The following is a 20,578-nucleotide window of genomic DNA, read 5'->3' as shown; positions in this document are numbered from 1 at the left end:
CTGGCGAGGCCGTCCGATGTACCGCGGTCCGCGGCACTGATCCGGCACAGGTCTGGATATGCGAGTCATTGCTTTAGGAGCCATGGCACGTTGTCGTTTCGCCGTGCGTGGCCGCGCTGCGCCGCCGGAACCCATGGACCCGTTTCGAGCGCCTCCACGTCCACGGATGCCGGAGTGCTCCTTCGAGACTCGTTCCTCAATCGTGAGCAACGTCTCGCCAGCCGCGCGAGATGCGCTTGCGTTGAGATCCATGCCGGAAATGGTTTTGAGGCCCGCTTTCGCTCATCCTCCCGACGCTTCGCGGCCGCGGAGTTGCGCCATTAATGAGCAGCCCTCATCTTGTGGCATTCCAAAAACAGATGTAGCCATGCGCGAGCAACGCCTTCGCGCCCACAATGCCATCCCAACAGGACTAGCAGAGTGTTGAAAACGCTCTTAGGCGCTGAGCCGGCGGCCGCGCCACGACCTGGTGGTAGAGCTGATCTGCCATGATTGACCAATCAACGCCCGGCTCAACGATAGACACCACAGCGAGGATTGCGATCGAAAGAGGCCCACCGGATCAGAACTGTGTCTGGGTCCGCCGTTTCGTGACGCACTATCTTAAGATCAAGCGGAGGTGCATGCACATGCGCTCGCTTTTCGTGCCGATCAGACAGCTGATGGCTACGGCGGCGGCAGCATCCAGGAGAAATTGCACAGTTTCCGGTTAGCGCGATCGTGGACAAAAGTAAGCACACGCCGTGTTGCACAATGGCATCACGCGACTCCTCCCTGTCGCATTCCTTCGCGCACGTCGCCAGTCCGTCTCGTTTTTGCCCCACCACGGCCAAACGGCTTCGTCACGTGCGGCGCGAGTGCGACAATGAAAGGAGCCTACTCTTGAATGAATCGAGTGGAGTCTACGATCCGGAGGATCTCGCGATGTTGGGACACCTTTTTGATCAAGCAATCACATGTTTACCGACATGCATGCGAAACAGCGAGAACCGAGCGGCGATCGCGAGACTCGTTCTGCAACGCGCAGCGAGGGATGAATTGGGGTCGCTGGCGAACTTGATGCTTGCACTTGTCTCGGCCGCTTGATCAACAGCAGCTCTCAGTCCTTCTGCGGTTCGCAGCAAGAGACGCATCATCTAGATCATTGAAATAACTTGATTCTCACGTGACGTCAGGTTGTAGGCTTGAAAATTGAGGACCATGACAAACGCCACACCACGACGGCGCCGATGGCGCATTGGAGAACTTGCAGAGGCGACCGGCGTAACGGTACGCACTCTGCATCACTACGAACAAATCGGGCTGTTGGCGGTCTCGGAACGTACCGATGGCGGTCACCGCATGTACGATCGTGAAAGCCTACAACGCGTCTCTCAGATTCGCGCGCTGCGTGAGCTCGGCTTCTCGCTTCCTGAGATCCGCAAAGCAATCGAGGGGCGGACGTCTCTCACGGACCTATTGCGCAACCATCTGGAACGGATTGAACTTCAAGTCGCGCGGGCGACATTATTAAGGGACCGATTGCGCAATATGACGACGCAAGGTGAGACACAAGTCAGTGTCGACGAACTGCCGGCCACGTTGGACGCAATGTCGCGGATTGAGAAGCGTACCCGCTCGGCGATCTGCACATGCGCCTCTAATGCTAGCCGCGAAGATCGGTGGCGCACGATTCGCGACGAGCTACGAAGCTGCATGGATCAGGGCGAGCCTCCATGCAGTGAGCGGGCAATTGCGGTCGCGCGTCAGGCCCGTTCGCTGCTGACTGAGATCGCAGGAGTTGATTCGACCGTCTCAATGATACTCAAGGTGCTGACGCGATTGACCGAACCACATAATCTCGCCGGCTGGGATGCGAGCCTCATGCGATACCTCGATCTCGCCCTCGCCGCGCTGGAGGACCAACTGGGACAGAATTGACGCGGTTGCGCACTGCTTGTCGGAATGTCTGTAACCAACGAGTTGATGGTGACCGATCAATTCTGACGAGGTCGTTGGCCTGTAGCAGTTCCTCTCCGACTCTGCATTGTCGGCACTCATTGAGTCCTTCGCTCTGTGAGGTTTGGCAAGCAACCTCGACGTGCAAGCTTCGAAGCACTTGATTCGCACGTAGCGTCATATTGTACCGTCTAACGCGTCGTCACAGCGACGGGGCGGACAGACCGTCGGCTAAACCGAGGGAGACTCCAATGATCGGCATCACTTTCGGACTTTCCCGGTGAGAGGCCTCGGCGCGAACACGTCGGTGGATGATCGTCCGGGCCCTTCAAGCGCCTCGTCGGCACACATCTGCCGAGCACAGGAGATTTGGCGAGTGTACCGGATGCCGGCAGGATGTTCGATATGGGTCCTATCAACGCCTGGAGGACGCTCTCCTGACCACTCCCCAATCCGTCCGTGCCCGCCCGATGCTTATGGATGAACTTGGCAACAACTTGAGCCTGTTCGTACCAATCTGAGTTCGATTCAAACATCATTGCGCCGGGCTGCTGGTCGCCGCGTCATACCAACGGCGAAGCAGACTAAGACGTGGCGCGATAGTCGGGAGCCCCACATGCCGATTCTTCGCGTTCATAGGCTTGCAATTGCTGCGCTCCTTTCCTTGACCCTGAGTTCGAGCGCCTGGGCAAACGATGTTTACATTCCGGTAGCGGGCCCAATGACGGGAAGTACTGCGGCGCTGGGCGCGCAGATACGCGACGGAGCGACCGCGGCCATGGATTCGATAAATGCATCGGGTCTACTGCCTGACACAAAGCCCGTATTGAGGATTGCCGACGACGCAAGCGATCCCAAGCGGGCCGTCGCTGTTGCCAATCGCTTGACCGCTGACGGGATCGAGCTTGTCGTTGGGCCCTTCCGTTCAAATTCGTCGACCCCGGCTTCAGATATATACACCGAAGCGGAGGTGATTCAGATTTCACCTGGCTCGACGAATCCCCGCCTGACAGAGCGTGGCCTAACCACGCTGTTTCGGATTTGCCGCCGCGATGACCAACAAGGCAGGGGTGCGGCCGACTACATCGTGCGGCACCACCAAGGCGCCAAGCTCGCGGTCCTCGACGATAAGGGTACAGCAGAAGGCATCGCCGATATCGTTGAACCGCGGCTTCGAGCAGCTGGCGAGCACACTGTTCGACAAAGCGATGTTGCCGGCGAGAAGGAGTACACCACTCGAGTTTCGAAACTGAAGAGAGAGGGACTCCAGATCGTCTATATCGGCTATTACAACGAGATCGACATCATCTTGCGTCAAGCTGCTGAGGCGAGCGCACGCCTGACCGTGATCGCCGACGATCCGCTGATGTCAAGCGGCCTTTTGGCCATTGCCGGCGAGGCCGCAAAGGGCACGCTCATCACCTTTATGCCGGACCGTACGAATAATGCTGCAGGGGCAGCCGCTGTCGCTAGGCTCAAGGATTCGAGCCTATCGGCCGCGGGTTACACGCTCTACGCTTATTCCGCGGTTCAAGCATGGGCAGACTCCGTCAAACGGGCCGGGAGCTTCGATGCCACCCCGGTCGCTGCGGCCCTACGCTCGGGTTTAATCGAAACGGCCATTGGCACAGTTCGATTCGACTCCAAGGGAGACAATGCCGCTCCTGGCTTCATCGTTTACGGCTGGCGCGACAATACCGTCGAAGCGGTCGAGCAGAACTGATCGCCCGACTCAACACCGCACGGAGCGTTCGAATGATGAACCATCCTCGACATAGCGATTACGCGCTGCCCACGTGCCTCGCAGTCGCAGCAGTCGCAGCAGTCGCAGCATTTCTCGCCCTCACAGCAGTGCTATCACAGCTGTCGTGCGCGCCCGAACGGCCGCCCGAAGAGTACGTTCCCATTCGCCTGGTGCCACTGCAGTGAGCACCACTTCCAGATTCGCAAGGCCGACGAACATCGGCACCTTCTTCCCGCTCTTCAAACTGATTGGAAACTGTCATGGCCTCTTCAGAAGGAACGTACCTTATGGGCAAGATGTCAGTCGCGCACAGTCGCTCTACGATTTGCGCGAATTCGAGCCAAGCGTTAGAGCGCTGTTCGGCGGAGTGGACGTGGCGTGCCTTCTCTTCGCGGAAATAAATATCCGTTTGGATAACGCCGTGCGGCGCCTGATCCGTGCTGATCGTTAACAATTTGAGACGGGCTCTGATCCGGTGCGGCGCTTAGATCTAAGCCCGGCTATTGAACCCCCAACATTCATTCATGAACGCCTTGCGCTTCCCGGCTCCGAATATAGCACGCGCCACGTAGGCTCGATGAACGCCGTCAACTGCTCGCGTCGACAAAAGGGAGAACACCAAATTGGATACCAAACTGCAAGCTATGCTTTCCTCGCTCTCGCCGGTCGCACGCGAATTGGATGCCCTGCCGTCCGGGCGGCCTACCCCCGACAATGGTTGCGTGAAACTGAACACGAATGAGAACCCATTTCCTTTGCCAGGCATCGTGATGCGAAGCGCAATTGCAGCTCTTGAGTTGCAATACCTCTATCCAGAAGACGACAATGTCAGCTTGAGACAAGCGGCCGCAGCTGCCTATGGCATTGCAACTGATCGCGTGATGGCTGGCAATGGATCGTCTGAACTCCTCAGCCTGATCTACAGAGCCCTTCTTGCCCCCGGCGACGGCGTCGCAATGATGTCGCCCGGCTTCTCATTCAATCGCAAGCTTGCCATGTTGCAAGGGGCTCGCTTCATTGAAATTCCCTGGTCTGAACCTGATTGCTTGCCGATGGACGAGCTGCTTTTCGGTGCGGCGAAAGATGCCAAATTCATTCTGCTGGCCAATCCGAACAATCCGACCGGAACATTTGTTCCGCTCGCCGAGATCGAACGCCTCGTTATACGATCTGACCGATTGATTGTATTGGACGAAGCTTATGTCGATTTCGCACCCGAGGACGGCCTGCGCCTTGTTGAGCGCCATTCGAATCTGCTGGTCCTGCGCACGTTTTCCAAGAGTTATTCCGCCGCTGGCATTCGCGTCGGCTTCGGTTTCGGCCATCCAGAGCTGATTGGGCGGCTTCGCAACATCCAGAATGTTTTCAACATGAATGTGGTCGCTCATGCAGTGGGCATGAGCGTCCTTGCGCATCGCGACGCCTACGAGGAGAACCATCGCCACGTCACGCTTGAGCGGCAGCGCGTAGCGGCCGCCCTTTCAGACTTTGGGTTCTCTGTAACGCCTTCTCACGCGAATTTCCTCCTCGCCCGTGTGCCCGCAGGCCAGAGTGGCAGATGGTGGCAGGCGGCGTTGGAAGACCAGAAAGTCCTTGTTGCCTTCTTTCCGGACGCCGGCCTGGAAGAGTGTATTCGGGTTAGCATCGGTACAAAGCGCCAGATGGATGCTTTTCTTGCGGCTGTCGGCAGCATTCTTAAGAAAGTGGGATCCCGTGGCTAGTGGCCCCTTCCACTCATGTCACGCATCCCCGTTCGTGATCGATCTGGATCGAACACCTGATGCAGCTTTCGCGACGCAGCCGGAGTCAGTTTTCATCCAGTCAGCGCATTACGAGCTATTGAGAACGGCTTCGCAGCATATGCAGCGCATTGCCGGCGAGCACCTCTTGCACCCCCGAAACGCGGCGGACTCCGGTCCTCTCTCTATAGGAGATAGCTGAGTGAGAAACGTTCTTCCCTCAAACCTGACCTGCGGCATCTTTGATCATCTTGACGAGGACGGCCGCGATATCGCACGGCAATACGCGGACCGCCTCACCCTCGCGGAGGCCTACGACCGGCTCGGTTTCTATGCCTATCATCTGGCGGAGCATCATTGCACTCCCCATGGACGGGGCCCATCGCCGAACTTGTTTCTGTCGAGCGTCATACAACGCACACGGCGACTTCGCGTTGGTCCCTTGGTCATGCTGCTCAACCTCTATCATCCGCTGCGTGCATTCGAGGAGATTTGCATGTTGGATCACCTGAGCAGCGGCAGGGTTGAGGTCGGCCTTGGTCGCGGCTCCCTACCGATCGAACTGAGCTATTTTGGAGTTGGAGCCGATGTTGCCTCAAGCCGTTACGAGGAAGCTTCCCAAATCTTTATTGGCGCGATGAATGGCGGCCCGCTCTCATACCAAGGGCAACATTTTGCGCTGACCGACGTTCCTCTCACGCTTTCTCCTCACCAGCATCCTTGTCCCCCGACATGGATTGCAACAAATCGGCCAGACTCAGCCCGCTGGGCTGCGGCAAATGGCGCCAATCTCGCGTGCATGGGCCCCTCTTCTGCCGTTCGCAAGATAACCGATGTCTATCGCGCTCATCGAAACACGGAGCGTGACGTGGGCGGTTCAGCACCGTTTCTCGCATTGCTCCGCATGGTCGTAATTGCCAGCTCTGAAGCAGCGGCCCACTCCCTCGCGGCGCCAGCCTACGAAACATGGCTCAAGAGCTTTAAGTTCCTGTACGAGCTCAACGACATCCCTCCTCCATCCAACCTGCCCCTGACCTTGGATGCCGCAATTGAAAGTGAACTGTGCGTTGTCGGAACCCGCGCTTCGGTGCGCCAAACTCTTCTCGATCACTTGGAAGAGGCAGGGGCCAACTATCTCCTTTGCCAGCTCGCCTTCGGATCCCTGTCACTGGATGCCTGCATCAACACCGCAACTGCGATTCACTCCGAACTCATAGCGGCAGAGCGCTGACGGTGACCCAACAGCGATTCCAAAACGTTCGCCCTTGACCCGGCAAACAAATGGCAACACCGAGGCCAATGAGTACCGCCGCCGAATGCATCGATCAGGCCGCTCTCATGGTTCAAATGGCTTTTACGCGCATGCGACCTTTTCGACTACATCACCAAACAGGAGGCTTGACGGCAATAAATGGCCTGGCCCTCATTTTGCGTGCGTTGACATTGCCGGAGCAGGGGTTTGCTTGGACAGGTGAGTTGGCTCACGCTCATCCCGCTTTGGCGCGCCAGTTCCTCGATCTCATTCCACACGAATCCAAGGTGTGGCTTATCGCCCGAGCGGCCCTGTCGTGACGCGGTCCCGGCAGCGCTCCGCCAAGACGGAGGAGATCGCGCGTAAGCTCGAGATCGTCCTGGCGGAGTTGGCTTCGCTGCGCATTCTGCTGGCCGCGCACGGCATTAGCACCCCGCGACCTCTCGGGGAGGACTACCTCACTGTTCAGCGGTTCGCAGTGATGAACCACATAAGCCCCGAAGCCGTGCTCTCTCGGATCCGCCGCGGCAAGTTGCGCGCGGAGAAACGCGGTGGCCGCTGGTTGGTGAAATGCACGGTTTGCACAGCATAGCCGTGCAGTGACGAGAACAGTAAGAGAGACGGGATGAATCAATCCGAGATACGGAATCCGGCACATGGAAATGATCTGTGCGTTTAAGTTGGTATCTCTCCTGGGCTCGACCGGACGGCCCGATGAAGACTCAAGAGATCGATCGAGGCCAACGTAGCGCACGACCAACACACCGTCGACAGATCGGGAGGCTCGATCTCGATGCACCCATGCAATCACAAAACGCGCCGGCCCCGAGCACCGGGATATCGAATGACCACCTTTGGGTGACCGGGATCACTCAGTCGATACCGACTGGCTAACAGAGCGATCAGAGTGAACAACCGGAAGAGCGCGGTCGCGTGGCAGTAGAGGTCCAAGTCCGATTCGCTGGCAATATTGTGGCAACAGAAAACGGCGCACACCCTTCATGTCGGTTTTGAAGGTGAGCCACCGCACGCGCCCAGCTTACGGTCTCGAGCACAGGAGAGATAGATGCTTTGCTCGCAATCGCACTCTTTGCGAGTTCCCCTGAGGCATATCTTGAACGTCCGGCTCACCCCCCCTGGGGCGTAGCAGAGGAAATTAGCCCAGTCATTCGCCTGTACACGGTCGCCTCGCGCGCCGGTGTCAAACAGGGACAGATCTGATTTCGCTGGGATGGTCGCCAGAATCTGGCTGGAGAAGGAGATGGCCAATGATGTCACCAAGACTGATGTCAGTCCTCGGGTCGATGGTAGCAGTCGAGCGTATGTTTTGGAAATTTCGAGAATTGATCGATGGCGACAGCTCGATCGCACCTGACATGCGAGATACGCTTCACGTAATATTGGACGCAAAGCTTCTTTCCGCAAAAGTTAAGATTGTGACCGACGCGCGCGCTGCGATCGACGCAACTCCCGATTTGTCGCAGGCAGTCCGCGACCGAGCATTCAGGTCGCTCGATTTTGCGATGAAAATGTTTATGACCAGCGAACCGCGCCGCATTCAGGATCCGCTTAGTCGAGTCGGTATCTGCAGCGCTAATCCCAAGATGCATTGATCCATGCCCGCTCACCCATCGCCCGCCGCAACACTTGGCTGTGCACTGTTGATGTTAGCCGAGGCGCTTCGATTGAGCTCCTGAGGAGCTTTGAAGCTGGTGGAATCGAGCGACAGCGACCTCGCTAGTTGATGAATCTAATGTCTCCTGGGGCCGGCACGCTTGGTTGGAACCTGCCGAAATGCTGTCGCCGCCTATAGCAAGGATGATTCAGGATAAGGCGTGTGACGATGTATTCGCGATTTTCAATGCAATGTACGGATGACGAGCAAGCGTCAGCACATGACCACCCCTTGCGTTCAGATAGAGGCAAGTCTTGATCTCGCTATGGTGGCACGAGCGAGCTGCTTGCATGCATTCATCTGGCTCCAACACCAGCCTTGAGACAGCGTGGGCAGCTCGCCTTCAGATCTCTAGCCAACGTTAGCAGGAGCAGCGCAGCGCAGCGCAAGCCAATAGCGACAAGGGCGGTCTAGCGCCGTTTGGTGCAGCGCTCTGGCAGCCTGATCCCGGATGGCTGCGCTAACGCGCACCGGTCCGGCGCCGTGTCGATCGTGAGTGCTTTGCGAGTCAACAAGGAACTGGAGTGTCTTTGATGCGGGCTCGCGGCCACGGCACATGCGTGCGCCGTATGGGATATGGACCAAGGAGGCCCTTGCCGCGTCGGCGAAGGCCGAACTGGCAGCCCTGCACTGGTCAGTCGACCCGCAAGACTGGTCTCGTCCTGGCGCCGAGGCGATTGTTGCCGCGGTGCTGACCTCGATCCGGCCGGGGGCAATCGTGCTCCTACGACGGATGCCCTCCCGACGAGTTGGGACGCTGCCCTCATGCTGGTCGGCGCGACCAGACTGTGACGGCGCTCGCCGAGCTCATTCCAGCACTCCATGACCGTGGCTTTGCAATCCGGTCGCTTCCTCAATCTCACTGAAATAGATCAATTCCCATGAGCCTGCTTGCCACCATCAGCACCGCTGCTGTTGCCTCCTACGCGTTGCTCTCCAGCGTCCATAAGAGCGCGCAGGCGCTTTATGCGCTGCGAACCGACGCCTCACTGCCGAGATACGACGCGGTCGACACCGGTGCTCTGCCTAGCGTGGATGTCATCGTGCCCTGCTTCAACGAGGACCCGCGCACGCTGGCGGCCTGCCTGAAGTCGATCGCAAGCCAGGACTACCCAGGGCGATTGCAGGTCTATGTGGTCGATGACGGCTCTGCAAATGTCGGTGCAGTGGCCCCGGTCCACGCGAGCTACGCGTATGACCCGAGGGTCAGTGTCATTCTGCTGCCAAGTAACGTTGGAAAGCGCAAGGCACAGATCGCCGCGATACGCCGGTCATTCGGCGATCTCGTGCTCAACGTCGATTCCGACACGGAAATCGCGCCCGACGTCGTCAGCAAGCTCGTACGCAAGATGCAGGATCCGGCCGTCGGCGCGGCGATGGGTCAATTGACGGCCAGCAACCGGAACCACAGCTGGCTGACCGGATTGATCGACATGGAGTACTGGCTGGCTTGCAACGAGGAGCGCGCGGCGCAAACGCGCTTTGGTGCCGTCATGTGCTGCTGCGGGCCCTGTGCCATGTACCGCCGTTCCGCGCTCATGTTGCTGCTCGACCAGTACGAGACGCAGTTCTTCCGGGGAAAGCCGAGCGACTTCGGTGAGGACCGTCATCTCACGATCCTCATGCTCAAGGCAGGGTTTCGAACCGAGTACGTTCCGGACGCCATCGCCGCCACGGTGGTCCCGGACAAGCTCGTGCCGTATCTGCGGCAACAGCTCCGCTGGGCGCGGAGCACCTACCGCGACACGCTGCTCGGTTTGCACCTGTTGCCCGGCCTCGATCGGTACCTCACGCTCGATGTGCTCGGACAAAACCTCGGGCCGCTGCTGCTCGCCATCTCGTCGATTGCCGCGCTCGCTCAGCTCGCGCTCACGGGCAGCGTGCCCTGGTGGACCGGTATGACCATCGTCGCGATGACCATGATTCGATGCAGCCTGGCGGCCCTTCGTGCCGGCGAGCTCCGATTTCTCGGCTTCTCGCTGCACACCCCGATCAACATTTTCCTCCTGCTCCCGATGAAATCTATGCGCTCTGTACCTTGAGCAACAGCGACTGGCTCTCGCGTAGACCGCCAGATTTGTCCGACGAAAATGGAAGGCATTTCAAGTTTTTGTACCCGGCCCCCAGAACCGATAAACCGAAGGAGATTGTTTGCATGTCGCGCATTCAGCACATTGAGCACCGCATTGCTCTACAATTGGAGGTCGTGGCTCAACTGATCTGCCAGGACAAATTCGCGCTCGGAGCGGTCAAGCTGCTCGACGAACTCACAAGCGAACTGGTCGCGGCAAAACTGGAACTTGGCGCAATAGGCGAGGCGAGCGCCAGCAGGCGAACAGTCCCAGCGGAAAAATACGGTGGCCTCTTCTATCCAGAAGACCTCCGCATCCTAGCTAAACTTTTCGACGAGGCAGTCGCGGCTTTACCGCCAGATTGCCGTACTATCGCCAATCGTACGCAAATCGCAAAACTTGTTCTAGCATTACAGTTGCTTTTGTTACGGGCTTCTGAATCCATGGGCAACCATGATTCGAATGTCGTGGGCGAGGGCCGCGTTGGTTGAGGAGACGCTTGCGTTGTGGGCGGCGTCGCTTCGAGAGATCAAGCAACGGATACGTCCGTTGTTCACGCAAGAGCGTGTTGCGACGAATGCAGGTCTATTCCTGGAAGGTCTGCTCGGAGATGAGCAACGCAAGACCGGTTGGATGCGCGCGGAGGCGGCTGGCGATCCCGGCCCATGGCGGCAGCAGGCGATTCTGGGTCGTGGAGACTGGGACGCTGATGCCCTGCGCGATATCGTGCACGACTATGTCATCGAGCATTTGGCGGATGACGATGCGGTGCTGGTGATCGATGAGACCGGTTTTCTCAAACAGGGCAAAGCGTCATGCGGAGTGGCGCGGCAATACACTGGTTCGGCAGGCAAGATTACGAACTGCCAGATCGGAGTCTTCGCTACCTACGTTTCGCGTCATGGTCATGCGTTCATCGACCGCGCGCTGTATCTTCCGAAGGAATGGACCGACGATCCGGATCGTCTGGAAGCCGCATATGTGCCTGCCGATGTCGGCTTTGCGACCAAACCAAAGCTTGCGACGAGAATGATCGCACGCGCGATAGCCGCGTCTGTACCATTCAGGTGGGTTGCCGGCGATACAGTCTACGGCGTTGGCGACATCGAACAGCAACTACGTCGGGCAGGCAAAGGCTACGTGCTTGGGGTCAGCAGCGCTCATGTGTTTCGATCCTGGGGCAAGCGACCGCCGGTCGCCGGTACGGCTGCAGACCTCGCCCGGACGCGGCACCAATCCGACTGGAAGCGCCTGTCGGCGGGAGCCGGAACCAAAGGACCGCGGCTGCACGATTGGTGTTATCTCGAATTGGCCGATCTCGAGGCCGAGCAGTTCAACAGTGCAAATGACGGTTTGTGGACACGCGGTCTACTGATCCGTCGTCGCATCGCCGATGATGACCTCGCCTTCTTCACCACCTGGTGCCCAGCGGGAACAGCCATTGAAACGCTGGTCGCGGTCGAAGGCCATCGATGGGCGATCGAGGACAGCTTTGAAACCGCGAAAAACGAGTTCGGGCTCGATCACAACGAGAGCAGATCCTGGCATGGCTGGCACCGTCACGTGTCCCTGGTGATGCTCGCCTTCGCCATGATGGCTGCGATCCGACATCGCGCTAACCCGCCACCGCCCAAAAAAACAAAACGGCGCCCCCCGGCAAAAGCCAAAACACAGCCACGGCGCCACTGATCCGTTGGTCAATCCAGGAAATCCGCCGCATTGCCATCAGACTCGCTCGAAACCGTATTCAACCCGCACACATCATCGCATGGTCTTGCTGGCGCAGAGCTCACCAAGCTAACGCCCAACGCGCTCACTTCAAATCAAAAATGCAACTGTAATGCTAGGGTCTGTTTGGATTCATCTTGAATTTATCACGGCGGCGGTGAGATTGATCATTGCTTCGAAGCTGATGTCAGTTTTGTCGGCTCGCATGGCGATCCGCTTGAATTCCAGCTTGCAGAAGAAGTTTTCGATCAGATGTCGCCATTTGTCGATTTCGGCGTCGATGGCGAGAGGTTTTGCGCGCCGCGGGTGCTGAGAGATGACGATCTTGGCGCCGCGTGCGTCGAGGTCGGCGATGATGGCGTTGCTGTCGAAGGCCTTGTCTGCAATCAGCGCATCGAAGGTCAGTCCTTCGATCAGTGGCGGGACGCCGACCGTGTCAAAGCGCTGTCCTGGCAGCAGCACGAAACGCACGAGATTGCCGAGCGCGTCGGTCAGTGCCAGGATTTTGGTGGTCATTCCGCCTTTCGAGCGGCCGATGGCCTGGTTTTGCGTCCCCCTATTGCGCCCTGTCCTTGGCGGTGGACCTTGACGATGGTGGCATCGACCATGGCGTACTCCATGTCCGGCTCGTCTGAGACCGCATCAAACATGCGCTTCCAGACGCCCGCCTTCGCCCAGTAGCGAAAGCGCGTGTACACGGTTATCCAGTTGCCGAAGGCGCGCGGCAGATCGCGCCACGGACTGCCTGTGCGGGCAATCCACAGCACGGCTTCGACAAACAGCCGGTTGTTATTGCCGCTCCGGCCGGGATCACCCGGCTTGCCAAGACAAAGCGGCTCCATCTTCGCCCATTGGGCGTCAGTCAAAACGAATCGGTCCATCCCAAGCTTGAATCATAACCAAGCCAAGATGAGAATCCCGAATCCAAACAGACCCTAGCATTACAGTTGCATTTTTGATTTGAAGTGAGCGCGTTGGGCGTTAGCTTGGTGAGCTCTGCGCCAGCAAGACCATGCGATGATGTGTGCGGGTTGAATACGGTTTCGAGCGAGTCTGATGGCAATGCGGCGGATTTCCTGGATTGACCAACGGATCAGTGGCGCCGTGGCTGTGTTTTGGCTTTTGCCGGGGGGCGCCGTTTTGTTTTTTTGGGCGGTGGCGGGTTAGCGCGATGTCGGATCGCAGCCATCATGGCGAAGGCGAGCATCACCAGGGACACGTGACGGTGCCAGCCATGCCAGGATCTGCTCTCGTTGTGATCGAGCCCGAACTCGTTTTTCGCGGTTTCAAAGCTGTCCTCGATCGCCCATCGATGGCCTTCGACCGCGACCAGCGTTTCAATGGCTGTTCCCGCTGGGCACCAGGTGGTGAAGAAGGCGAGGTCATCATCGGCGATGCGACGACGGATCAGTAGACCGCGTGTCCACAAACCGTCATTTGCACTGTTGAACTGCTCGGCCTCGAGATCGGCCAATTCGAGATAACACCAATCGTGCAGCCGCGGTCCTTTGGTTCCGGCTCCCGCCGACAGGCGCTTCCAGTCGGATTGGTGCCGCGTCCGGGCGAGGTCTGCAGCCGTACCGGCGACCGGCGGTCGCTTGCCCCAGGATCGAAACACATGAGCGCTGCTGACCCCAAGCACGTAGCCTTTGCCTGCCCGACGTAGTTGCTGTTCGATGTCGCCAACGCCGTAGACTGTATCGCCGGCAACCCACCTGAATGGTACAGACGCGGCTATCGCGCGTGCGATCATTCTCGTCGCAAGCTTTGGTTTGGTCGCAAAGCCGACATCGGCAGGCACATATGCGGCTTCCAGACGATCCGGATCGTCGGTCCATTCCTTCGGAAGATACAGCGCGCGGTCGATGAACGCATGACCATGACGCGAAACGTAGGTAGCGAAGACTCCGATCTGGCAGTTCGTAATCTTGCCTGCCGAACCAGTGTATTGCCGCGCCACTCCGCATGACGCTTTGCCCTGTTTGAGAAAACCGGTCTCATCGATCACCAGCACCGCATCGTCATCCGCCAAATGCTCGATGACATAGTCGTGCACGATATCGCGCAGGGCATCAGCGTCCCAGTCTCCACGACCCAGAATCGCCTGCTGCCGCCATGGGCCGGGATCGCCAGCCGCCTCCGCGCGCATCCAACCGGTCTTGCGTTGCTCATCTCCGAGCAGACCTTCCAGGAATAGACCTGCATTCGTCGCAACACGCTCTTGCGTGAACAACGGACGTATCCGTTGCTTGATCTCTCGAAGCGACGCCGCCCACAACGCAAGCGTCTCCTCAACCAACGCGGCCCTCGCCCACGACATTCGAATCATGGTTGCCCATGGATTCAGAAGCCCGTAACAAAAGCAACTGTAATGCTAGCTAGGGGAACGACAAGTGAACTCAAATCCGACCCAAATCATGGCGCCTGCGTTCTTGGCGATTTGATTGATCACACGTTCAACGCTTCCTCTTCTAATCAAATCGAGGTTCCAGCTAGCACCTGGCGGAATTCTGCTTAAGGACATACGTCAAGGCACTCGAACGGTAATAAACTCGAACCGTAATAAGACATCGCCTTACTTTTGAGAACCCGGAGGTTCTTTCGAGATCGCCAAGCGTGTGTATACAGGCAGCCCCCTTTTCCTAACAGATTCGTCTCGTCAGCAGGCAGGCCGCGGGAGAGGTGGTAGGACCACTTCTTCGGCATCCTCAAGGCAAGAATCCTGCAATTCAGACCCTCGGGCTCAGAGGATGAGTGCGGTACCCCTTCACTGCAGTGCGACCGCCTGCCGGCCGCCCCGACGCGCAAATAGTCCGGTCGTCCTAACAGCACGCCGACTGCGCAGTGGGATGGCTGATCTCGTCCACGTTTCGGCTGCGACCGAAAGTCTTCTCTGGTGCTCCCCGGGCTGCTGGGGCAATGCCGCCGAGAGAAACGCGCCACTCTGACCAAACCACGGGTATCAGCCATAAGGAATGTCGTTTCGTGCAACGATCACGGCGTGGGCCGCTCCGCGGATCTGCAGACTATGCCTGGTTCCACGCACATTGCTGCTGCTGGCCACCTCGAGTTAGAATACATTTTGGCTGGGAGTAGCCGAAGGCACTTGAATCGTACGTGGCGTCACGTTGTAGGAAGCAGGCATCCGCCGCCTCGCGCCGACCAACTAGTTCAGCGTTTTCTTGGTTCGAATCATATCAGGCGGCGTCGGCGAGTTTGTAGGACCAGTTGTGGACGACCGGATGGCGATTGACGTCGTCGATTCCGGCCATGATGCGCTCTTTGAGTTCATACTTTGATGTCACCCGGATGTGACGCAGGACGGAGCGGGCGAACTTGGAGAAGAAGCCCTCGATGAGGTTGAGCCAGGAGCCGTGCTTGGGCGTGAAGGTAAACTGGAAGCGGCCTGCCGGTCGTGTATCGAGCCAGGCTCTGGTTTCTCTCGAGATGTGCGCGGAATGGTTGTCGAGGATCAACTTGATCGCGGTCCTGGCCGGATAAGCGGCATCAAGGAGCTTGAGGAATTCGATGAACTCTCGGCTGCGGTGGCGGTCTTTGACGAGCGCGTGGACCTTCCCGGTGAGCAGGTCAATCCCCGCCAACAGGCTGAGCGTGCCGTGACGTTTGTACTCATGATCGCGCGCGAAGGTCGCATGCACGCCCGGCACGGGCGGCAGATCTGGCGCTGTCGTCGCGATGGCCTGGATTCCAGGCTTCTCGTCGTAGGAGACGATCGCTACCGGTTTGTCCGATTTCTTCGACTTGGCGGCGGGCTTTTTTCAGGACCTGGACCTCGCGATAGACATACAGAACCTCCGCCATTTTCTGCTCGAACTCGGCGTCGCGGTTTTCAAGGTAGTAGCGCACCTTGTGCGGCTTGATTTCCTCCTGGCCGAGAAGCTTGCACACCGTGCCCTGAACCAGATGGGCGAGACATTCATGTCCGGCCCCCGGTCCGTGCTCGCGCGCATGGCGGGCCAGCAGCCGCGTCGTCCACAATTCGTGCGGATAGCCGTGCTCCTTGGCCTTGTCGCACGCCAGAGAGACCAGCCACGCCTTGGCCTCCGGCGTGATCACCGGCTCCCTGCCCGGTCGCGGGCGCTCGTCGAGCGCAGTCAATGCACCGTCAGCCACCGCCCGCTCGACGCAGCGCTGGACCGTCTGATGATGGGCACCAAGTCTTTGTCCCACCGCAAAGAACGACGGGGTCTCGCGGTAGGCAAGCAGCATCGCGGCCCGCGACACCCGGCGCGCCGGTTCGGTCCTCGACCGCGAAAGAGCCGTCAACGTTTCGATCTCCTCATTGGTCATCGCCAACTCGACCGCTTGCCGCCATCCTGCCATGATGAAACTCCTCGTTCAGTCAATCCCAAACGAAGAATCCACAAACAAGCGTCCCGTTCCATGACTGCCAAGTTCATGGAATCGGTCGTCTAGTTAACCACCGATGGCGGGAGTGCGACGTAACACATCAAAGCAATCCCTCTGGATTAGACATCGAGATGACGACAGCACTCCTTTTTTTCACTATGATCTTCTTCGGCGGCTTTGGATTGGGCTACGGTGTGCGCAGCTGGCGTTCCCGGAAGCGACGTGAGCGCGCCCGGCTCTATGGTGCTCTCTTTCATTCCGGCACTTCTGCTCCGCCGCCGCTCCGAGGCCCCGCACGCCGTGGTTCCTAACGCTGCATTCGGCCCTGTTCAAAGAAGGAAATTGCCGATCCGCCACGCGATGGCGAACGCCCTTCACCGCCATCGTCGAGCACAGATTCGCAAGGCGGAGTTGAGGCCACGCGTGGTCGCGTTGAGTCGGCCCCAACAGCACGGCGTAACGTGTGACTGATCGCCGATCTGACCCGAGACACTGAGCGGTCAAGACTGCGAGTCGGCCGTTCACGAATCATCGGGTCGGGGCGGTGGATTCGCAACCGGCCCCGGCCTGACAACGTACCGCTGTGTGATCTTGGCATGTGCGGAAGCGATTGCCGGACCGAATTCCAATCAGCGCTGGTGGGAAGCGCGGAGGAGATATGTCTGAGACGCGAGCGAGCGGTTGAAACTGAGTGCAACGGCGAGCACGATTGCGGCAGCGTCGACAAGACTCTCCTTCCGGCATCTACAGTGCTTCGGGACGAGAAGAGAGATCCAGAGGCCTCACGACTTCGAATTTCATCTCGCAACAGGATCAACGCCGCGTTGACCGTGACCAATGCTTCCTGGCCGAGTTCGATTCGCTGAACTAGCCTACCTAAACTGAGAGGTTTCGAAGGTGAGGCTTCCTTCGTAGAACTCGATCCGCGATAGTCAGTACAGCGGATGCATCATGAAGCCTGACGAGCGCCTCGCCGAAGTCCTTGAGAATCGCGCGTGTTTTGATGATGAGGCATGGGAGCTGTGGGCACAGTGCCTCTCACCCACTGAGCGGCTGGAGTATATTCGTAAGCATCGCTCTCACTTCCGGTTCACAGATTACGATGAAGTGATAGCTGTTGTACGGGGTCGGCGCTTCACCGGTTGCTCATCGCAGCTCCTTCGATGGCGTCACAGGATAAGAGCAAGGACGTTGCAAAGCGCTTTGCTCTTTTCGGTAGCGGTGTGGCTGGGCATCATCTGGCTTGCGGTGCGCTTAATCCGCTGAGATCAGCAGCCCGCTTTTCGTCAACAAGCTACCTTTAGCTACCTTTGTTCGCACGCGACCGAGCATTGCGACGCGGTTGGAGATGATCTGCAATGCCGCAACCTGACGCAGCGTTCGGTTCGAACATTCCTTTGGCACGAATGTCGCGATGCAGTTACAGCAATTCGCGCGGACGTTGTTAAGACGCACGGGGCACGGGGCACTCAAGAGATGAGAGTAGAAATGAAGAACCTGTTGCTTGCGACTGTGGGCATGGTGGCGTTTGGCGCAGTGGCGCCCGCATTCGGTGCAGATCTGGCTGCGCAGCCCGTCCAACCTCTCTACACCAAAGTTCCACAGCCTGTCGCGGCTGCAATCTACGACTGGAGCGCCTACTATATCGGTATGAATGGCGGTTTGGGCTCAAGCTCGAATTGCTGGGATTTCAATGGCGGCACGCCCGAGGGCTGTCATGATGCGACCGGCGTGATCGTTGGTGGCCAGATCGGCTATCGATGGCAGATGGGCCAGACCGTGCTTGGTGTTGAAGGCCAGGGGAACTGGGCTGATTTGACCGGCTCGAATGTCAGCGTCGCGTTTTCGGATGTCAACCAGAGCAAGATTGATGCGTTCGGTACTATGACGGGGCAGATCGGTTATGCCTTGGACAACGTATTGTTTTACGCCAAAGGTGGCGCCGCAGTGACGAGCAACACCTATCAAATGAGCTCGACCCTGACGGGCGCGCAGCTTGGGAAAAGCGACCACATAGTTTGGGGCGGCGCATTGGAAGCTGGGATCGAGTACGGTTTTGCGCCGAACTGGTCGGTTGGCCTCGAGTACGACCACCTATTCATGCGGCGCGCCACGGTGAACTTCGCCGCGCCCGCTGGTGGGACCGATCGCATCCGCCAGGAGTTCGATCTTATAACGGCACGGCTCAACTATAAGTTCGGCGGTCCGATTCTTCTCAAATATTGATCTGTCGTTCAAACGGCGGATTGAAAGCCCCGGCCCATGGGCCGGGGTTTTTTGACCTGTTAGTCTGCTGTACAGGAGCCATACACGGTCTTATGACATTCCGGGAGGCCGCGCTTGCTGCATCAAGCAAAACCGTTCTCCTGGGCAGGTATGTCGTCGCGATCCGCGCCCGAAAAGCTCATATACGCGAGAATGTCAAAAATCGAGCCGAACCGGGCAGATGAGGCCTGTATTCTGTGAAGCTGCTGTTCGAGTTGGCACCTGGCGCTGAACGGGCCTCTTTTGCTCTGGGGGCCCACTCAGCCTCACTTCACAGGGACTACCCCCTAAAGAGCGCGTCCGTAGAACAGGGGAATCGTGCGCTTAGGTTTCCGGCTCGATTGGGCAGCCAGATTGACGGGCAAGAGGAACATCCAAGCGTGCATGTCTTGGCCAGTTGCATGCGCGCCCATCCTTGAGCGGGCGGCAGCACGGGGTCGAGGGGGCGGGCCACGCGCCGATGATTACGCTTGCGCTGAAGATCACTCTGACCGCACGCAATCAACGATGCGGCGAATGGTCCGCCCTCATGTCCAGCCCGCGTCGGACTAACGGAGTTCGTGTGAACCTCTCCCGCTTTCGACCCACGACCAACCACCATCGGCAGAATACGTTTGTCTACCGATGACGATCGGGACGACACACTTGTCAGCCTATTTATTGCAACAGCGGCTGCATCTAAGGCGATATCGGAGTGAGCGCGCCGCTCGCAGCTATTGTCAAGAAATGACATCGCTAGCTTCCCTGGGTCGCATATATCAATTCAAATAAGACCAAGGCGTATCGCCTTGACGACGCAGTGGGTACGGCTGTTCGTCCCCAGCTTTCGCATTGCGTTCTTGAGGTGAAAGTTGACGGTATTCTCGCTGACCTTCAGAATCACCCCGATTTCCCAAGATGATTTTCCCTGTTCGACCCACCGGAGGCAGTCCTTCTCTCGTTCGGATAGAGCCACTTGCATTTGGCATCTGCCGTCCGATGAAGGCGCGATCTCTGCAAACGCATGATGAAACTGCCAAGCCAATGCGTTGAGATGACTGAGACGATGCTCAGGGTCGGCATCGTCGAAGCTGGACGCAAACGATACGACGGATAGCCGTCCAAATGGTCCAAACAGTGGTACGGTCACGCCATGCTTCAGGCCGGCCTCTCTGGCCTCATTCAACACACGCGTTTCGCCCGGTTGCAATTGATGTTGGTCGGCGAGTCGATCCCATAGAAACGGCGCCGATAGCATAGTCGTCCGCCGAACTACGGGATCGATGGCATTGTACCTGCGTTCAGAATAGCGCTCGCACCAATCGGAAGGAAAGTTCACCGTCACCGCGGCTCGGAGATACTCTGGCAGGCGAGCCGGCCCCGTGTCGGTCAGTGACCCGTAAGCCACGTGACTGAAGCCCTGTTCGCTCGAACAGCTCACAAGCAGCTCGAATAGCGCCTTGAGAGATCGCGTTTGTTTTGCACATTCGACGAAGCTAAATAAGTCCATTTGGCGCCTCGCGCCGCCGATTTAGGCAGGCCGGTACTGCGTGGTTTGACTGAACGTGTCCGGGGGATTTCGGCGCCACTTCGGGCATTGCGAAGTTCTCGACCGAATGCAACAAGCATACTTCTCGTCACGCGCTGCGAGGCGCCCTGTCTCCCGATGGGATACTCGCTTGATGGAGCGACTGTGCATGTGCTTCTTTCCGGGGCGGACGGACCTGAAGCAATCCAGCAAGTGTCGTACCAGTCACTGCGGTCACGAAATCTCGCACAATGACAAGCAATTGAGACATCCGCGGATCTAATGCC

General features: G+C 58.3%; 14 protein-coding genes and 2 pseudogenes. 11 read left to right on the top strand and 5 right to left on the bottom strand.

What is annotated here, in order from left to right:
* Positions 1–1,200 precede the first annotated feature (1,200 nt).
* The 10 genes and pseudogenes from BRA1417_RS0111380 (at position 1,201) to BRA1417_RS0111330 (ending at position 12,109) form a co-directional block, all read left to right on the top strand.
* The gene (locus BRA1417_RS0111380; RefSeq protein ID WP_027515897.1) at positions 1,201–1,920 is read left to right on the top strand and encodes a MerR family transcriptional regulator; all 720 of its coding nucleotides are present in this window, start codon (positions 1,201–1,203) and stop codon (positions 1,918–1,920) included.
* Between the two features lie 634 nt (positions 1,921–2,554).
* Complete coding sequence (locus BRA1417_RS0111375; RefSeq protein ID WP_027515896.1) at positions 2,555–3,661, top strand: branched-chain amino acid ABC transporter substrate-binding protein; 1,107 nt, start codon at positions 2,555–2,557, stop codon at positions 3,659–3,661.
* 665 nt (positions 3,662–4,326) lie between these two features.
* Positions 4,327–5,403 (top strand): histidinol-phosphate transaminase, encoded by a 1,077-nt coding sequence (gene hisC, locus BRA1417_RS0111370; RefSeq protein WP_198034919.1) that lies wholly within the window; start codon positions 4,327–4,329, stop codon positions 5,401–5,403.
* 220 nt (positions 5,404–5,623) lie between these two features.
* On the top strand, positions 5,624–6,652 hold the full coding sequence (locus tag BRA1417_RS40125) for an LLM class flavin-dependent oxidoreductase (protein WP_035968451.1): 1,029 nt from the start codon (positions 5,624–5,626) through the stop codon (positions 6,650–6,652).
* A 68-nt stretch (positions 6,653–6,720) separates the two neighbouring features.
* Complete coding sequence (locus BRA1417_RS0111355; protein WP_027515893.1) at positions 6,721–6,993, top strand: hypothetical protein; 273 nt, start codon at positions 6,721–6,723, stop codon at positions 6,991–6,993.
* A gap of 948 nt (positions 6,994–7,941) precedes the next feature.
* Positions 7,942–8,286: a hypothetical protein gene (locus BRA1417_RS0111345; RefSeq protein WP_027515891.1), complete on the top strand. Its 345-nt coding sequence runs from the start codon at positions 7,942–7,944 to the stop codon at positions 8,284–8,286.
* Between the two features lie 612 nt (positions 8,287–8,898).
* Positions 8,899–9,214: pseudogene (locus tag BRA1417_RS45525) on the top strand (chitooligosaccharide deacetylase NodB); the annotation flags it as partial.
* 15 nt (positions 9,215–9,229) lie between these two features.
* Positions 9,230–10,467: pseudogene (gene nodC, locus BRA1417_RS40120) on the top strand (chitooligosaccharide synthase NodC); the annotation flags it as partial.
* Between the two features lie 36 nt (positions 10,468–10,503).
* Positions 10,504–10,911 (top strand): NolY, encoded by a 408-nt coding sequence (locus BRA1417_RS44730; RefSeq protein WP_198034937.1) that lies wholly within the window; start codon positions 10,504–10,506, stop codon positions 10,909–10,911.
* On the top strand, positions 10,874–12,109 hold the full coding sequence (locus tag BRA1417_RS0111330; protein ID WP_027515776.1) for an IS701 family transposase: 1,236 nt from the start codon (positions 10,874–10,876) through the stop codon (positions 12,107–12,109). The genes BRA1417_RS44730 and BRA1417_RS0111330 overlap by 38 nt, the downstream gene beginning before the upstream one ends.
* Positions 12,110–12,280: 171 nt before the next feature.
* Here BRA1417_RS0111330 and BRA1417_RS42565 read toward each other — a convergent pair.
* The 4 genes from BRA1417_RS42565 to BRA1417_RS44720 all read right to left on the bottom strand — a co-directional run bounded on the left by BRA1417_RS42565 (position 12,281) and on the right by BRA1417_RS44720 (position 16,492).
* Positions 12,281–13,029 (bottom strand): IS5 family transposase gene (locus BRA1417_RS42565; RefSeq protein WP_156948682.1). Its coding sequence is split into 2 segments (ribosomal slippage): positions 12,281–12,708 and positions 12,708–13,029, totalling 750 coding nucleotides; the frame shifts between segments, so codons are not numbered across the junction.
* A 212-nt stretch (positions 13,030–13,241) separates the two neighbouring features.
* Positions 13,242–14,477 (bottom strand): IS701 family transposase, encoded by a 1,236-nt coding sequence (locus BRA1417_RS0111315; RefSeq protein WP_027515776.1) that lies wholly within the window; start codon positions 14,475–14,477, stop codon positions 13,242–13,244.
* Positions 14,478–15,345: 868 nt separating this feature from the next.
* Positions 15,346–15,855, bottom strand: coding sequence for an IS630 family transposase (locus BRA1417_RS44725; protein WP_245286353.1), 510 nt, complete (start codon positions 15,853–15,855; stop codon positions 15,346–15,348).
* Entirely contained in the window at positions 15,779–16,492 is a 714-nt protein-coding gene (locus BRA1417_RS44720) for a helix-turn-helix domain-containing protein (RefSeq protein ID WP_198034815.1), read from the bottom strand. Before BRA1417_RS44720 ends, BRA1417_RS44725 begins: the two co-directional genes overlap by 77 nt.
* Before the next feature lie 1,515 nt (positions 16,493–18,007).
* On the opposite strand from BRA1417_RS44720, the gene BRA1417_RS0111305 reads away from it, so the two are divergent.
* Positions 18,008–18,745, top strand: coding sequence for an outer membrane protein (locus BRA1417_RS0111305; RefSeq protein ID WP_027515888.1), 738 nt, complete (start codon positions 18,008–18,010; stop codon positions 18,743–18,745).
* 802 nt (positions 18,746–19,547) lie between these two features.
* Here the strand turns inward: BRA1417_RS0111305 and BRA1417_RS0111300 are convergent.
* Positions 19,548–20,273, bottom strand: coding sequence for a LuxR family transcriptional regulator (locus BRA1417_RS0111300; RefSeq protein ID WP_027515887.1), 726 nt, complete (start codon positions 20,271–20,273; stop codon positions 19,548–19,550).
* Positions 20,274–20,578: the final 305 nt, after the last annotated feature.

Origin of the sequence: Bradyrhizobium sp. WSM1417 (assembly GCF_000515415.1) — a bacterium.
In the GTDB taxonomy this organism is placed as follows: Bacteria; Pseudomonadota; Alphaproteobacteria; order Rhizobiales; family Xanthobacteraceae; genus Bradyrhizobium.
The sequence above is the reverse complement of the archived record's forward strand: the minus strand, read 5'-3'. Positions and strand labels throughout refer to the sequence as shown.

Excerpts from the sequence above, each read along its gene's own strand:
- BRA1417_RS0111380 (WP_027515897.1), top strand. The coding sequence starts at position 1,201 with ATGACAAACGCCACACCACGACGGCGCCGATGGCGCATTGGAGAACTT.
- BRA1417_RS0111375 (WP_027515896.1), top strand. The coding sequence starts at position 2,555 with ATGCCGATTCTTCGCGTTCATAGGCTTGCAATTGCTGCGCTCCTTTCC.
- hisC (WP_198034919.1), top strand. The coding sequence starts at position 4,327 with ATGCTTTCCTCGCTCTCGCCGGTCGCACGCGAATTGGATGCCCTGCCG.
- BRA1417_RS0111355 (WP_027515893.1), top strand. The coding sequence starts at position 6,721 with ATGAGTACCGCCGCCGAATGCATCGATCAGGCCGCTCTCATGGTTCAA.
- BRA1417_RS0111345 (WP_027515891.1), top strand. The coding sequence starts at position 7,942 with ATGATGTCACCAAGACTGATGTCAGTCCTCGGGTCGATGGTAGCAGTC.
- BRA1417_RS44730 (WP_198034937.1), top strand. The coding sequence starts at position 10,504 with ATGTCGCGCATTCAGCACATTGAGCACCGCATTGCTCTACAATTGGAG.
- BRA1417_RS0111330 (WP_027515776.1), top strand. The coding sequence starts at position 10,874 with ATGATTCGAATGTCGTGGGCGAGGGCCGCGTTGGTTGAGGAGACGCTT.
- BRA1417_RS0111315 (WP_027515776.1), bottom strand. The coding sequence starts at position 14,477 with ATGATTCGAATGTCGTGGGCGAGGGCCGCGTTGGTTGAGGAGACGCTT.
- BRA1417_RS44720 (WP_198034815.1), bottom strand. The coding sequence starts at position 16,492 with ATGGCAGGATGGCGGCAAGCGGTCGAGTTGGCGATGACCAATGAGGAG.
- BRA1417_RS0111305 (WP_027515888.1), top strand. The coding sequence starts at position 18,008 with ATGAAGAACCTGTTGCTTGCGACTGTGGGCATGGTGGCGTTTGGCGCA.
- BRA1417_RS0111300 (WP_027515887.1), bottom strand. The coding sequence starts at position 20,273 with ATGGACTTATTTAGCTTCGTCGAATGTGCAAAACAAACGCGATCTCTC.